Origin of the sequence: Flavobacterium sp. W22_SRS_FP1 (genome assembly GCF_052113685.1) — a bacterium.
Classification (GTDB): domain Bacteria; phylum Bacteroidota; class Bacteroidia; order Flavobacteriales; family Flavobacteriaceae; genus Flavobacterium.
In genome coordinates this window covers 48,627-63,328 of sequence record NZ_JBGQOE010000002.1, presented here as the reverse complement: position 1 = coordinate 63,328, position 14,702 = coordinate 48,627, and the positions used below count along the sequence as shown (strand labels likewise).

Annotated in this window: 13 protein-coding genes; 12 read left to right on the top strand and 1 reads right to left on the bottom strand. The window is 30.0% G+C overall.

Annotated elements, in window-relative coordinates; genetic code table 11:
* Positions 1 to 135 precede the first annotated feature (135 nt).
* A complete protein-coding gene (locus ACEN2H_RS01590; RefSeq protein ID WP_441729738.1) occupies positions 136 to 1,452 on the bottom strand; it encodes a hypothetical protein in 1,317 nt (438 codons plus the stop codon).
* Positions 1,453 to 1,840: 388 nt separating this feature from the next.
* Between ACEN2H_RS01590 and ACEN2H_RS01585 the strand changes: the two genes are divergently transcribed.
* From ACEN2H_RS01585 to ACEN2H_RS01530, 12 genes are all read left to right on the top strand, one after another.
* On the top strand, positions 1,841 to 2,242 hold the full coding sequence (locus ACEN2H_RS01585; RefSeq protein WP_441729737.1) for a hypothetical protein: 402 nt from the start codon (positions 1,841 to 1,843) through the stop codon (positions 2,240 to 2,242).
* 36 nt (positions 2,243 to 2,278) lie between these two features.
* Complete coding sequence (locus tag ACEN2H_RS01580; protein WP_441729736.1) at positions 2,279 to 4,267, top strand: WG repeat-containing protein; 1,989 nt, start codon at positions 2,279 to 2,281, stop codon at positions 4,265 to 4,267.
* 9 nt (positions 4,268 to 4,276) lie between these two features.
* On the top strand, positions 4,277 to 5,116 hold the full coding sequence (locus ACEN2H_RS01575; RefSeq protein ID WP_441729735.1) for a hypothetical protein: 840 nt from the start codon (positions 4,277 to 4,279) through the stop codon (positions 5,114 to 5,116).
* 97 nt (positions 5,117 to 5,213) lie between these two features.
* A complete protein-coding gene (locus ACEN2H_RS01570; protein ID WP_441729734.1) occupies positions 5,214 to 6,134 on the top strand; it encodes a hypothetical protein in 921 nt (306 codons plus the stop codon).
* Between the two features lie 328 nt (positions 6,135 to 6,462).
* Positions 6,463 to 7,359: a hypothetical protein gene (locus ACEN2H_RS01565; RefSeq protein ID WP_441729733.1), complete on the top strand. Its 897-nt coding sequence runs from the start codon at positions 6,463 to 6,465 to the stop codon at positions 7,357 to 7,359.
* A gap of 491 nt (positions 7,360 to 7,850) precedes the next feature.
* Positions 7,851 to 8,501, top strand: coding sequence for a recombinase family protein (locus ACEN2H_RS01560; RefSeq protein WP_441729732.1), 651 nt, complete (start codon positions 7,851 to 7,853; stop codon positions 8,499 to 8,501).
* 1 nt (position 8,502) lies between these two features.
* Positions 8,503 to 8,994: a hypothetical protein gene (locus tag ACEN2H_RS01555; protein WP_441729731.1), complete on the top strand. Its 492-nt coding sequence runs from the start codon at positions 8,503 to 8,505 to the stop codon at positions 8,992 to 8,994.
* Between the two features lie 291 nt (positions 8,995 to 9,285).
* The gene (locus ACEN2H_RS01550; protein WP_441729730.1) at positions 9,286 to 10,617 is read left to right on the top strand and encodes an IS5 family transposase; all 1,332 of its coding nucleotides are present in this window, start codon (positions 9,286 to 9,288) and stop codon (positions 10,615 to 10,617) included.
* Between the two features lie 90 nt (positions 10,618 to 10,707).
* The gene (locus ACEN2H_RS01545) at positions 10,708 to 12,222 is read left to right on the top strand and encodes a hypothetical protein (RefSeq protein WP_441729729.1); all 1,515 of its coding nucleotides are present in this window, start codon (positions 10,708 to 10,710) and stop codon (positions 12,220 to 12,222) included.
* Positions 12,223 to 12,323: 101 nt separating this feature from the next.
* The gene (locus ACEN2H_RS01540) at positions 12,324 to 12,881 is read left to right on the top strand and encodes a hypothetical protein (protein ID WP_441729728.1); all 558 of its coding nucleotides are present in this window, start codon (positions 12,324 to 12,326) and stop codon (positions 12,879 to 12,881) included.
* Positions 12,882 to 13,001: 120 nt separating this feature from the next.
* Positions 13,002 to 14,498 (top strand): DNA methyltransferase, encoded by a 1,497-nt coding sequence (locus tag ACEN2H_RS01535; RefSeq protein ID WP_441729727.1) that lies wholly within the window; start codon positions 13,002 to 13,004, stop codon positions 14,496 to 14,498.
* Positions 14,499 to 14,501: 3 nt separating this feature from the next.
* Positions 14,502 to 14,702 (top strand): hypothetical protein, encoded by a 201-nt coding sequence (locus tag ACEN2H_RS01530; protein ID WP_441729726.1) that lies wholly within the window; start codon positions 14,502 to 14,504, stop codon positions 14,700 to 14,702.

The following is a 14,702-nucleotide window of genomic DNA, read 5'->3' as shown; positions in this document are numbered from 1 at the left end:
TAGATTAGTTATTAATTTTTTAATCTGATTTTCGGTGAGGATGATTTTCGTTTTTGATTTTGGTAATTTTTGGTCTGTTTTCATATTATTCTTTAACAATAAATATCAAGACAATTTAGAAATTAAAAAAATCTTTTATTGAATCCTAATTTCCTTGATCCTTAAATCTTCTTTGTTTTTGCGCTCAACAAAAACTTTGCTTTTGGTCTTCAAAACTCCCATAATTTTATCTTCAATTTGATACAACGATGAACGCAGTTTTTTCTTTCTACTCTCGTAACTTAAATGGAATTCAAAAACATCCATCAGTTCGGGAAATTGAATAAAATCAGGATATTTATCAAAAATTAAATTAAATATTTGTTTTTCCTCTGCGTTTAAAATTAGATCAATCTCTTTTCTTTTTAAACTAATTTTTTGGAAATTGGTTTTCTTATTTATTATGAAGAAAACTATAATTACAAGAATTAATCCTCCCAACAAATAATAACCTATGAGGCTGTCGTCTTCAGAATATAGGCTTTCGGTTCTTGTTGGTTTTCCTAGAAAATCATCTGTGCTAACAAACAAAAGTTTATTTCCAAGGTTGGGTTTGTCAAGAATCAAATAAAACCCATCCTTAGATTTGTTGTAAGTAATGTAGTTGCGAAAAAAATCTTTTTTTAGTGATTTTATCATATCAATATTTACATTTTCGTAAAACTCAACTTCATTTTCTTTTATGTTAATTGCATAAACTCTATCGCTAGTTAACAACAAGTTTTTTCCATTGAAATCATAAATTATAGTGTAATTTTCGTCATCTGTAAATGATTTTCTATTACCCAATAAATCCCATTCTTTAAACTTTAGATTGAACTTCCAATAGTCGTCTAAAATGATTCCCTTTTTAGTTCCATTTTCTTTATCGTTATTATATCCAAAACCAGAGCCTATAAACAAATCATCTCCAATTACTTGCCCAAACATTTTCTTTCTGCCAAATGGAGATTTTGAAATTGTAGTAGTAGTAGTAATTAGTTCTGTTTCTTTTTTTGATTCATTAAAGTAAGTAAGGATATTTTTAAAAGTAAATAATCCATATCCACCAAAGTTGTAGATAGATCCGTTGTATAAAAAAGGGAAACTCTGATATTGGGTATTGAATTCAAAGGATTCATCAATTCTCTTAAAATTCAAACCGTCAAATTGATAAATAATCCCTCCCGAATTGTGCATTAAATACCCTTTGTTTCCATTAGATATAAACGCAAAATCGTTAATTATAAGATTGTGTTTTTTGGCGACCCATTTTGTTTTATTTGGGTTGCTATAAATAGAATCTCCTGAAATAAGGTAAGATTTGTCTTTGAAAGTAAATAAAAATGATCCGTTATTAATAGGAGCTTTAAATTCTTGGGAATAAGAATTTAAACTCATCATTGTCAATACTATATAAATAAAGTGTTTCATAATTGCGACAAAATTAATGAATACAAAAATAGGGGAAATATCAGGGATTACTATAAATTTTAAAAGAAATATCCTTTCAAATTTTAATTTTGATAATTAATGTTCGTAAACCATTAAATTATTATTTTGATTAATGGATAATATAATATAAAATCTATGGGAAGTATATTGTTTATTGCTTTTGCGATAGGGTTTTTTATGTCTGATAAAAAAGAAAAATCCCAATTCTTTAAAGAGTCAATAGTTAATATAGGCGGAACATTAATATTGGCTGCTATCATTGTTTTTTTTCTAGACAAACTTGATATACTCCCATACACAAGCACAATTTATTTCTTGAAAAGAATTCTTTTTGGAAATCCCTTTCAAATTATTTAATAAATTTTTTATGAAAAAACTTAAATATTTCCTAATTACAAGTCAATTGTTTTTTGTTTTTGGATGCGATACAGTATGTCTAAATGAAAATGAAAAATTATCGCTTGCAACTGAATTAGTATCAGGAAAAATGTATGAGGTAGTAGATCAAAAATATGATGGTGGCAATAACCTTCAATACCAAATACAACAAGTAGATTACGATTGTTTGAAAACAGAAATAAATGTCAAAACTAGGCTCACTTTTGATGGTCAATTTTCGGGTATTCAATATTGGTCAGTTGGAATTTTTTCAATGGATATTGCCAAAAGAACTTGGGTTTTCAAAGAAATTAGTACCGACCCATTATTAAAGACCGCTCTTAATTTAAGTGAACAAACCAAAAGAGAAATACTTAAAAATTTTGAGTAAATCTTATTTAAGTATCATAAAGACTAAACTAATTATATGTCATACTGTATAAATTGCGGAACACAACAAGGAGAGACAGCAAAATTTTGTCATAGTTGTGGAAAAAACCAAGAAGAAATTAAAATTAGTAATCTTGTTGCAATTACTTTAGATAAGTCTTCACCTAATTTATTACTAACTGCAAGTGTTAAGACAGAAGAAGGTGATTTAAGATATGGTAAAATCAATATAAAGGGTGATTGGGTCATTCAGCCTATTTTTGATTTTCTAGATGACGAAGTTGATTTTGAAGAAGGAGATTTGATTAGAGTAGAATTAAATCAAAAATGGGGTTTAATAGACCAAATGGGGCATTGGGTAATTCAACCAAATTACAACCAAATTAATGAATATTTTGATCTAAATAGCTATTTTAAAGCTCAATCTCTTAATTATGGTTATGGATTCTTAAATAAACGAGGCGAATGGGCGGTGCAACCGGTTTTTGATTTGATAGGTGTTTTTGATTATGATTTAAAAGTTTACCCTGCTTGTGTAAACAATAAATGGGGTACTATTGATTTAGATGGTAATTGGGTAATTCAACCTGTTTTTGATTTTAATTTTTTTTATTTTAATGCTGACGGAATTTCAACGGCAGCCATTAAGAATAAAATGGGGTATATTAATAAATTAGGAAATTGGATAATAGATCCGATTTATGATTCTACTGAGAATTTTGATGAACAAGGTTTTGGGCTCGTAGGGCTAAAAGATAAAATGGGATTCATCAATTCAAAAGCAGAATGGATAATACCACCAATTTTTGATGAACTTGGATCGTTTGATAATCAGGATTACTCAAGGGCAAAAACAGATGGGAATTTTGGATTCATCGATAGAAATGGAAATTGGATAATTCAACCAAATTTTATTGATGTTGATTTATTTGATAATCAAGGTTACTGCAGGGTAGAAATAAATACCAAGGTGGGTCTTATCGATAGAAATGGTAATTTTTTAATACAGCCAATGTTTGATTCTCTGGCAAGTAACGATGATCAAGAAATGTACAGGGCAGTATTAAATGAAAGAGCGGGATTCATAAATTGTAATGGTGAATGGCTTATTTCTCCTATTTATAAAGATGAGTTTTACGGCGATTTATTATATAATTTTGATAAAAATAATTTAGCCAAAGTCAGAATTAATGGAAAATTTGGTTTAATTAACACAAAAGGCGAATTAGTATTTAAGATTGAACACCATCTTTTGGAGGTTGTCAAAGAAGGATTATACAAAATCTCAACAAACAATAAGTATGGCTACGCTGATGAAAATTGTAATTGGATAATTGCTCCTCAATTTGATTATTTTAAAGAAAGCCCTTTAAATTATGAAGATATGATTTGGAATGATGAAATTAAGGATTGGGAAGAAGAAAATGATGAAGAAGATGAAGACGAAGATTATCCAAAATATGACTTTGAATCGTATTTCTCTAATGTCATAGGCAAAGAAAAAATCTACCTAGAAGATAATATTCCTGAGAAAAAAATTAAAGCGTTTTTAAAAAATTACAACTCGGATTTTGTAGACAACTCGGAGATATGTGTATACTATGATGATACTCTATGGGGAAAAGGTGATGATGGTTTTGCTATTCTTCAGAACAATGATGGCTTACTTTATTTGTTTATCAATGAATATGGAAGAACGGCCGTTCATTATTGCCTAGGTAATGACGAAGTAAATTTAGCTATAAATAAGATTGAATATTCAGATAAAAAGGGGCTAACAATCCATTCAATTAATCCAAAAACTCTAGAAAAATATGATCATAATATTTCGTCTTTCACAAAGAAAGATGTTACAGAGGCATTGTATAATTTTTTAATTGAAAATACTGTGTTGTTTGATGAAGATGACGAAGATGATGAAGATAACGAAGATTATGAAGACGCAATTGAAGATGACGATCCTTTAGGAATTAGAGTTAATACAACATCAACGGATCAAAATGACCCATTGGGATTAAGAAATTAAAAATCTAATATGAAAAAATATTCAGTATCAGAATTTGCACAATACATCAGAGATAAAAACTCTGGTGCATACAAAGATTTGTCAGATGCTAAATTAGTGGATCTATGGTTGAAAAAATTTCCTGAAGATAAAAATAAAATAACTAACCATTCTAAGTTAAAAAAGTATAAATATTTAATTTTTTTCGCCTCTATATTTTTATTAACAATAGGATATTTAACTTACCCAAACAATAAATATCCCGAAAATGAATCAGAGTTAAAAAGTCTTCTTTGTGATAAATATTGGAAAATTACTGGCGCCAAGGTTAATGAGATTTATATTGACAACGAGTTATTACTACCTCCTTCTTCAGATACATCAACACGCGACAGTGTAAATTTGTTGTATAATGATTTCGAAAAACAATTGCTAGAAGACAAAAAAGGGGATTGCTACATATATTTTAATAAATGGGGTTATTGCGACAATAATCTAGTTTCGGATAATTCAATGTATACTAAAGGATACCTTGTAGGAACTAAAGATATTGTTTATTCGTTAGACTGTATGGGTATCAGTAATGCTGATGGGTATTATTATATGAAAGGTGAGAAAAATAATCATATAATAAGCTCTTATGATTCTAACAATGAATATGCTAATAATCACATTATAGATGAACACACAATTAAGGTTGATTACATTGATTCAAACAAATTGATATTAATTCAAGACAAAACTTATTTAAGTAATAGCGGTCAAATAAATATTAAGTACAAAACAGAATATAAAATTTATTCTCCACTTCAGCCAGTCAAAGATTTTTTGTACGATAATAGGCGTGCTCCATCATTGGATGATCTCTAATGGATATGGAAAATGTAAAGTTATAAATAAGTAAAATTTATTTAATATTGATAATGAAAAAAATTATAAAGTCAAGAATTTAATCAATTATTTAAGTATGAAATATTCTATTGAAGAATTTGCTCAAATTATAAGGAATAAATATCCCAAAAAGTATAATGACCTAACCGATCCCAAATTAGTTGAATTGTGGTTGAACAAAAATCCTCAAGATTCAGCGCTTATAAAAAAAGAGACTTGGGGGTGTGGATGGTATTTGTTTTTGTTGTTTTTTTTATGGTTTGGGCTTACTGTATACAATGTCAAATTTGATAAGATCAATTTTATTAATAATATCAATAAATCTGTTTTTGGCAATAATCCAAAGTTTATTAATAATCCAATAAATGAAAATGATGACTCAAATTCAGATGTAATTATTAATGAACTTGGATCAAGCGATAACGAAGAAACTTATTATGACTTTGAAATAACGCAGGATTCTAGAGATTTTTTAAACAATAGTCCAATTATTAAAGTATTAAAATTAGATGAAAATACAACTAACACATTACTTGCAATTTTAAGCGATCCAAATCCTGACCCAGATAATAGAAAAGGAGATTTTTGTGATAATACATCAACAAGATGTTTGTATTGTAATGAGAGAGTTCCCGGGGAGATATATACTAATAAAAATTATTTTAGTAACGAATTAGACTGTGATGGGGTATTTTCAGTATATAATTTTAGATGCTATACCGCAAGATTACTAATGAATAATCATTCCACTAAAAATGATAATGAAGAGATAGATCATTCGGGTAGTATTGAGGAACAATTCAATTCAATTGATTGGAGAGGAGTTATGAATGATGCATTATATGAATCAATATTGAAATTTAAACCTGTAATTGAAAATGCTTGTGAGAATTTCAAATACGGGGTAAAATATATTTGTGTTGAAAACCCAGTAAAAGAAGGGAGCTTAAATTTTTGTTCAGAAAAATGCAAAACAGAATATAATTATAGCCATTAATAGTTTAAAATAAATGAAAAAATTATCAATTGTCGGGATCATAGTAAGTTTTCTTGGATTATTTCTTACTTTTTTTATTAATTCTAAAATTTCAGAATTTATTGATAAAATGTTAGATTATTCTTTTGTTTTAACAAATGATAAAAAGCATCTTGATATTTTTGATATACTCGTTGATCACTTTGACTATATTCAGCCAAATTCTTATTTTTTGTTATATGGGTTCTTTTTATATTTCCTAGTATTTTCTGTGGTAGTTTATCGAAAATCCTGACTGTATTCTTAAAATAGAAATTATATTTCATACACAAAACCAATATCTATACTTATGATTAGAAAACCACTTTTTTATTCTGTATTATTCTTTCTTCTACTAAATTTAAATTCCTATGCCGATAGCCCTTTAACTTCAATTGATTTTTGGACTATTCATACTGAAGATTTTACTGTTCGGAACGCATTTAGAAATCAAAAAATGGATAAATCAACCATTGATTTTATATTAGATGAAAATAATTCCCTAGAAATTAGATTGTCTGTTATAAATGCGATTGGATGGAAGTTTAATTCAGATAATAAAAAATCAACTGCATTACTTAAATCAATTTTTAAAAAATATAAAGTACGTTCTATTGATAATTTGTTTGATGTTAATCACATTAATATTTTAACGTGTTATACTTATTCTCTGGCTTTGGACAACTATAAAAATGTAGATAACATCATTCAACTATCGAATAAAGTATCAAATCTAGATCCAAATAATTTTTATTCGAAATACATATCTGTGCTAATAGAATCACAAAAATATAGTCTTTCTTTTCAATGGTGTAATGTAGATTTAGTTTATAGGAAACTTCGAGAGGATGAGTATTTTAAAAGTGATTTTGGTAAAAAATTATATGATATTACTTTTGATTATATTGATGCATATGATAATGATTGTCCAGCAGGAGTATTTGATTATTATATCGACCTGAGTAATGATATAAAATTTTACGAACTTAAAAAAAGCTATAATATAATCAATATTCAGATTCATCCTGTATTATACAGAGATGGCAAAATTGAAATTTTTTCAGATATTGGAGATTTAATAGATAGTATTCCATTTGTATCTGCTGATTACGCTATTTTAGACATAGCCAAATATAATTATAATCAAATCAATATTAAGTTTACTGATATTGATAACCAGTCAATTTCAATAACTCTTAAAAAATAGTTTGCAAATTTTTGTTTCTGAATCAAGGATAAATTCTATGTTCTGAGATTTTTTTCCAAAAATATTTTTATCGTGAAACCGTCCCCCTCCTAAAGATGACCAAAAACACCCTTATACAAAGGGGGATGTGAGGGAGGGAGGGGGGTACCCGTACCCCCGGTGAAGAAATCTGGCACTTTCTCGGGAAATTATGTTTGGCTTGTCGAAAGTTAAATTTACTACGGTGACTGGGAGATACGGTGAAATTGTTTGACCCAAATTGTAAATCCGAAACACCCGGAGTACTGGCGCAGATCTTTATTATGTTTGGCTTTTTGATGAAGGTGAAGATCTCCCGGGGAGATTAAATTGTGTTTGGCTCATCATCTAATTATCAACTATCGTGTCAATTTAATTAATGTATCAAAAAAATACCAAAAAAAGGCGCCGACTTATTGGTTTTCCGCTGTATGTTAGCCTCAACGAAATCCAAAGGATTTAATTGATACACTATGACACGAGCAGTAATCTTTTCGAGAGTGTCGTCTGAAGGGAATAGACAGGACAACGAAAGACAGACAACAGAACTTATTGAGTACGCAAATAAAATGGGATATGAACTTGTTGGGGTTTATGAGGAAAAAGTAAGTGGATTCAAGAATAATAATCAGAGACCAATTTTTTCTAAAATGTTGGACGAACTTGATAGTCAAAAAATTGACAAAGTGTTGGTTTGGGAGTTGAGTCGTATCGGGCGAAGTGTAATCCAATCTTTGCAAAACATACAATTACTGACTGACAAGAAAGTGTCTATCTATATTAAGAATTTCAACTTAGAGACATTGAATGAGGATAAAACTCCCAATGGTTTATCATTGTTTATGGTTCAGATCCTATTTTCAGTTGCAAGTATGGAGAGTCAATTAACTCTCAGCCGTTTGCAATCCGGTTACCGCTCTTTGTTAGCCTCAAAAGGATCAAAAGCTGTCGGCCGTAAAATTGGATCAATTGAAACTGAAGAAGAAACAATTCAAAAACATTCAGATGTAATTAAGTTATTAAAGAGAAAATTATCAATAAGGCAAATATCGGGTTTGACAAAAAAATCCACTAATACTGTGATGAAAGTAAAAACCACCGCATTAAAAATGGGATTAATCTAATATGGTTGAAATCGGATTCATATTATATTTTTCGACTTTGTTTGTGATTTATGTGGTGATGACAATTAGAGATTCATTAATAAAAAAGAATAAGTCTGCTAAAATCAGAGACCTGAAGATATCAAAGAAAAAAATGGTGGAAAATGTATTACACTGGTGTGAGTTAAATCATTCTATTCCTAAGTTTAGAGGAAAACTGTCATACAAAATCAATTATTACAATCACTCCAAAGTTGAAGGTTGTTACTGCAGTTATAATAAATGTATCATTATTTATTTAACCCCGGAAAAATCGATTGGGGAGGTTGTGGATACTTTATTGCACGAATACAAGCATCATATAGATATGCGGACACAGAAAGAAGTTAGACTATATTCGAAACAACTGAATGAATTTGGATATGACAGTCATCCGATGGAGGTAGTCGCTCGTCAATTTGCCCAAAAGTATCGAGATACCTGTTTTAAAACTTTTAAAAATAATTGGCTTTGATTGACGAAAGGGTCAATTTCCCACTACATATTTTTTAACTAGAACAACTACTATCTTTTTCTAATTTATTCAGATTTTAATACCTCTTATGGGAAATCAGATTAATAAAAATCTTTAAACTAGGTAAAATTACCACTCAGATTTTTACGACAAAAAAAACATCAAAAACCTACCTAGTCGACCCTTAAAAACGAGTTAATAAATTGATTTATAATAAATTAGCATAATATTTTCTTGTTTAAATCTACAAGATTTCGTATATTTATATCGTAAACCTTGCAATTTAAATTTATGTTAGCCAAGCCAAAAATTGAAAATCAATCCAGTTTTTTCTTCACTTTAGAAGATACTTTAAACCAAAAACATCCTCTTTACATTTTGTCTAATAGGATGGATTGGAAACTTTTTGATAAGGAGTTTAGCCCTCTTTATTGTCAGGATAATGGTCGCCCTGCAAAGCCAATTCGATTAATGGTTGGCCTGTTGATTTTAAAGCATCTTCGAAATATTTCAGATGAGAGTGTAGTAGAGCAATGGGCTGAAAATCTTTACTATCAATATTTTTGTGGACAGCAAGACTTTAGCTCTTTTGAGCCTTGTGAGGCTTCTGAGCTTGTTCATTTTCGTAAACGCATAGGCGAATGGGGAATAGAATTGATTTTAAAAGAGAGTATCCGTATCAATGGAGATGACAGTAATGATGACCAGATTAGTATTGACACCACTGTTCAGGAAAAAAACATCACTTTTCCCACAGATGCGAAGTTGCATAAAAAGATCATCAAAAAGTGCCTTGCAATTGCTAAAAAAGAAGAACTTTCGGTTCGCCAGAGCTACACCCGAACATTGAAAAAATTAGGCGTCGACCAACGCTTCAGAAATCACCCAAAAAATAAATCAAAAGCAAAAAAAGCAGACAAAAAAGTTAAAACCATTGCAGGAAGATTGGTTCGTGAATTAGAGAGAAATCTAAATCCTGATTCCATTTATCTTACAGATATTGAATTATTTAAACGAGTACTTGCTCAAAAACGAACGAGTAAAAACAAAATTTATTCTCTGCACGAACCGGAAACATTGTGCATTTCTAAAGGAAAAGAACACAAAAAATTTGAATTTGGCAATAAAGCATCTTTTGCTTACACCCAAAATACAGGTGTGATTGTTGGGGCAATGGGTTTTAGAAATGAGTTTGATGGCCATACGTTGGAACCCGTTCTGGAACAAACAGCAAGGCTTGTTGGAAAAGTTCCAAAAAAAGCTGCGGTTGACCGAGGTTATCGCGGCAGAAAACAAATTGGAGAAACCCAGATTCAGTTGCCAAAACCCTTCAACAACAAGACTCAAACAAAATATCAGCAGAAAATATTAAAACAAGCGCATAGAAAAAGAGCCGCAATAGAACCAGTAATAGGGCATCTTAAGACAGATTTTCGATTGGGAAGAAACTTCTATAAGGGAATCGTGGGTGATAACATCAATATTATGCTTGCCGCAGCAGCTTATAACTTCAAAAGGATGATGAACAAATGGAAATTATCTTGTTGCCAATTTTTTCAACAACTATATTACTCATTCGAATTTATCATTTATAAAATATTTTGGTTAAAAAAAGCTTTTTAAGGCTTGACTACCTAATAATCACGACAAAAAAATTTATTGGGCAGATTTCGTTTTGTCAATTTTAAAGTATATATTTTAAAAAAACAAAATATGAAACAAAATTCGAAACAAATTAGAATCCCGTTAAACATTGATTATGAAAAATTATTTTCTCCAATCGAGGGTAAAGACAGTTACAGAAATGAACTAATTGACGCCACTTATGTGGTTCTCTCTTTTCTTTTCCCATCTAAAGATTACATTAAGGCAACAAGTGGTTTTGAAGGGTTTAAATCCATTAATAATGTAGAGATTAACAAAATCATAAGAAACAGATTTGGAAAGGTTAAAAGTCTTCTTATGGATGTAAATTCTCATTCTTCAGGTGCCATTCTAATTGAAAAACCAAGTTATCAACCGGGTATAAAATCTAAGTCATACAGGTTGAATGAGGAACTGTTTTTAAACCCAGGAGAGAGATCGGTTGTTTTAGGGTCTAATGCTGAGAAAAGACTACTAAAATTCGAACAGGAGGGAATAATAAAATATGAGAACTTCAAATCAACGTACCAATTTCTCCTCGATAAATACGAATCTGATATTACAATTGATGACTGTGCATTAGATTATGTAATTAAACTTAATTCATCACTACTTGAAAGGGTGGATAAATATGATGGAGATAAGGAGGAAATGACGAATAGAATTAATGATGTTATTAAAGATATAAAATCTAAAATCCGAGCTATTCAAAAGAAGAAATACAGACCTTTAGTATCAAATAGTAATCATAGATTAAATTCAGTGATAACTAATCTTAATAAGGAACTCAGATACTATCTTAAAATTAATGGAAATAGATTAGTGGAAGTTGATATGAAGAGTTCACAACCTTATGTACTGGGTTCTATTCTAACTGATAGATTCTTTAGTGGTGATTCTAGTACTGAATATAGTTTAAATAGAATATACCCTCAGTTATATAATCAACTAAATTATATTATTTCTAAGTCAACTACTGACATTATTTCTCTTATTGGAAATTCTATATATAATAATAAAGAAGGTTTCCCCAAGTACTTTATGTCCGGCGACTTAGATAATTGTCAGGAAATCCAATCGTATCGTAATTTACCATTTAAAGAAGGGTTCTATTCACATCTTAATATGACTTTTTTTAATCGGGATTTTGGGACACAAAAAGTAAAAGATGATATTATGTTGGTTATGAATTTGAAAGAACTTGAAAAAAGAAAACATATAGAACTAATTCAACAGTTCAAAATTCACTTTCCAAATATTAATTCATTTCTTGAGAGTGTCAATAGTTTAAATGTTTTTAAATCTGCTGTTGCAATATTATTACAGAGATCGGAATCCTATCTGTTTTTACTTGTTGGTTGCAAAGCGGTTAATGAACAATTAATTGATGTCCCTTTTCTTACCATTCACGACTCTATATTGATTGATGAACGATATTCGGAGATTACAAAACAAATTTTAGAACACAGATTACACTCTTTCACCGGGATTGAACCAGGTGTTAGTATTAAAGTAATTGAAGATCCAATGACTACATTAGAGTTAGATCTTGAAGAAATTTGGAGTGAATTACTTTCTTCATAAATAATTTACTTCTTGCCGAAATTGCAAAAAGTTGTAAAAATATTTTGTGGATTAAAATATTGTACTTAATTTTGCGGTACAATTTAGAAACCACCTCAATTATGAAAATAGAATTTAACCTAAAACAGAGCACTCCTAAATTTAACCTTGACATTTGGTTAAGTGACAAAGAACCTGTAATGAATAAATTTCAACTTAAAAAAGTTGAGAAAATATATCAACATTATCTTGAACTTAAAGATGACTTCAGAGAATTCTTAAATTCAACAGATAATATCGTTGATTCTGAAGGAACAACTTTATCAGCAATTGACATTTATAATGCGATAGAATATTATAAGATAAGAATTGAAAAGTTGTGGTTAATTTTTAATTTGAAACTATACAAGACATACAATGTTAACAAGGATACACAAATACGTTATATTGTAATGCGTGCGTTTTGGATTGATGATAAGGGTAAGCCATTTAGAAAGTTCTCTAAAAATCTTGGTGCAGAGAATAAAGTATTGGTAAGAGGAAAAATACCAACAGGTGATCTTGATGCGGTTGAAGATTATATTCTAACTTTAATGTGGGATTTATACTATTTTGAATACATAAGTGATGATGAAGTTGGTTATGATGAAGAGGGTAATATTGTTATTCTCACAGATTAACCAATAAACTTAGTAACAACGAAAAGGCCGGATTGGTCTTTTTTTTAACAAAAATTATTGGATAAAATATTATTATCCAATGTAAAAAGACATAAATTTTTAACTTTAAATAATTAACAAATGGAAACAACTAAAGTAAAATTAAGTGAATTACGAATTCACCCGTTGGTATTGAAAATCAAAAAATACCAACCCAACCCATTCATTACATTTTCAATGAAACACTTTCCTAAAAAGACAGCGGTGATTGTTGTATTGAGGGATGGTATCTATTACATTATTGACGGAGGTCATCGCTATTATTCCGCTATTGAAGCTGGAAATTTTGAATCTCTCGATTGTATTGTACTTGACATTACTGATTCAGAAATATTAGATACTCGTATTACTTATAATTTAAAGACTAAGGTACATATGTCTGAAAAATGTTTCAACATTGAACATATCTTGGGACTAATAGGGACTAACCAAGGTAAAAGAAATGACTTACTGGGTATGGACAAATTAAACGATGAAAACGAATTTGGTACCGCAGGTAAAAACAGATTTGAAATTGCTTGTATGCAATCAGGACTTAATTTTTCAAGTAGAACATTAAGAAAGTTGATGGGAGTTTATGATTATGAGAAAACCGATAATAGTCTTGGTTTAATTGAAGGTATTGATGATGGTACCTACAAAATTGATACGGCATATAAGTTAATGTTAAGTAGTATAGAAAAGGACGATAAGAAGGCGGTTAAACAGAAAATTAAAATCGAAGCGTTAAATAAAGATGTTTGGTTTAAGGTATTTGAACAAAGTAGTGTAGACTTATCCAACTTAAAGAAATATCGCCCTCAATTTGGAATGTTATCACCAACGTACTGGACAATGAAAGAATATCGAAATCAGGGAGAAATGAAATACGGACAAGAAGATACGCTCAAAGAATATCTTGATAACAGCAGAAAATTCATCGAAGCACTAATAGATATTATGGATGAAAATGGGGTCTTCGTGATTGTAATTGGGGAGTCTTATGCTGGAGGATACAAAAGTATTATAACTCAATACGAAATGATGATACTTGAAACAGGAGTTGAAATAATTGGGAAATGTCCTTGGATTAAAAGTAATTCTACACCTGTAATGGTTAAAGACTTTTTCAGAACAGTGGATGAGACAATATTTGTATGTAAAATGAAAGGAGCGAAAGTGAATTTCAACCCTTTAATGAAAACAACTAAAGAGGGTAAAAAAATGGTAAAGAAAAGTCATAAAGCCAAAGATGGAACAAATAGATTTTTTATTCAATCAGACGAAACAATTGTCTCAAATGTAATTGTTACACCGGTAGTTAACGATTCCGAATACAAAAAATACGACCCTGATTTTACCCACGATGCACCAGCACCTATGGCTGTGTATCAACAATTTGTTGAGTCTTACACATTGCCGGGAATGACTTGTATTGATATACATTGTGGAACCGGTCAAGGTCTTGAAGTTTTTGCCCGTAACGGATGTAACGCAATTGGTGTTGACATAGACCCTGTATCAGTTGAATTCTGTAATAAAAGAATGAATATGGTATTAGGAGAAAGAACTGAATCTGAACTACAACAAGCTGCATAAATTATGAATCCATCCCAATTAAAGGCCCAGATAAGTTTAGACGGGTGTAGTTTGACAGACCAACAGAACCTTGAAATATGGGCTCTGTTAGACAAAATAGCACGAATTGAATTTGACCTTTATTTGGAGGAGAAAAAGTCCTCGTGCGAAGGCAATTCAAAATCAATTATCGACATTAGCCATTCATATAAAGAAGTAGCGTAA

Excerpts from the sequence above, each read along its gene's own strand:
- ACEN2H_RS01590 (WP_441729738.1), bottom strand. The coding sequence starts at position 1,452 with ATGAAACACTTTATTTATATAGTATTGACAATGATGAGTTTAAATTCT.
- ACEN2H_RS01585 (WP_441729737.1), top strand. The coding sequence starts at position 1,841 with ATGAAAAAACTTAAATATTTCCTAATTACAAGTCAATTGTTTTTTGTT.
- ACEN2H_RS01580 (WP_441729736.1), top strand. The coding sequence starts at position 2,279 with ATGTCATACTGTATAAATTGCGGAACACAACAAGGAGAGACAGCAAAA.
- ACEN2H_RS01575 (WP_441729735.1), top strand. The coding sequence starts at position 4,277 with ATGAAAAAATATTCAGTATCAGAATTTGCACAATACATCAGAGATAAA.
- ACEN2H_RS01570 (WP_441729734.1), top strand. The coding sequence starts at position 5,214 with ATGAAATATTCTATTGAAGAATTTGCTCAAATTATAAGGAATAAATAT.
- ACEN2H_RS01565 (WP_441729733.1), top strand. The coding sequence starts at position 6,463 with ATGATTAGAAAACCACTTTTTTATTCTGTATTATTCTTTCTTCTACTA.
- ACEN2H_RS01560 (WP_441729732.1), top strand. The coding sequence starts at position 7,851 with ATGACACGAGCAGTAATCTTTTCGAGAGTGTCGTCTGAAGGGAATAGA.
- ACEN2H_RS01555 (WP_441729731.1), top strand. The coding sequence starts at position 8,503 with ATGGTTGAAATCGGATTCATATTATATTTTTCGACTTTGTTTGTGATT.
- ACEN2H_RS01550 (WP_441729730.1), top strand. The coding sequence starts at position 9,286 with ATGTTAGCCAAGCCAAAAATTGAAAATCAATCCAGTTTTTTCTTCACT.
- ACEN2H_RS01545 (WP_441729729.1), top strand. The coding sequence starts at position 10,708 with ATGAAACAAAATTCGAAACAAATTAGAATCCCGTTAAACATTGATTAT.
- ACEN2H_RS01540 (WP_441729728.1), top strand. The coding sequence starts at position 12,324 with ATGAAAATAGAATTTAACCTAAAACAGAGCACTCCTAAATTTAACCTT.
- ACEN2H_RS01535 (WP_441729727.1), top strand. The coding sequence starts at position 13,002 with ATGGAAACAACTAAAGTAAAATTAAGTGAATTACGAATTCACCCGTTG.
- ACEN2H_RS01530 (WP_441729726.1), top strand. The coding sequence starts at position 14,502 with ATGAATCCATCCCAATTAAAGGCCCAGATAAGTTTAGACGGGTGTAGT.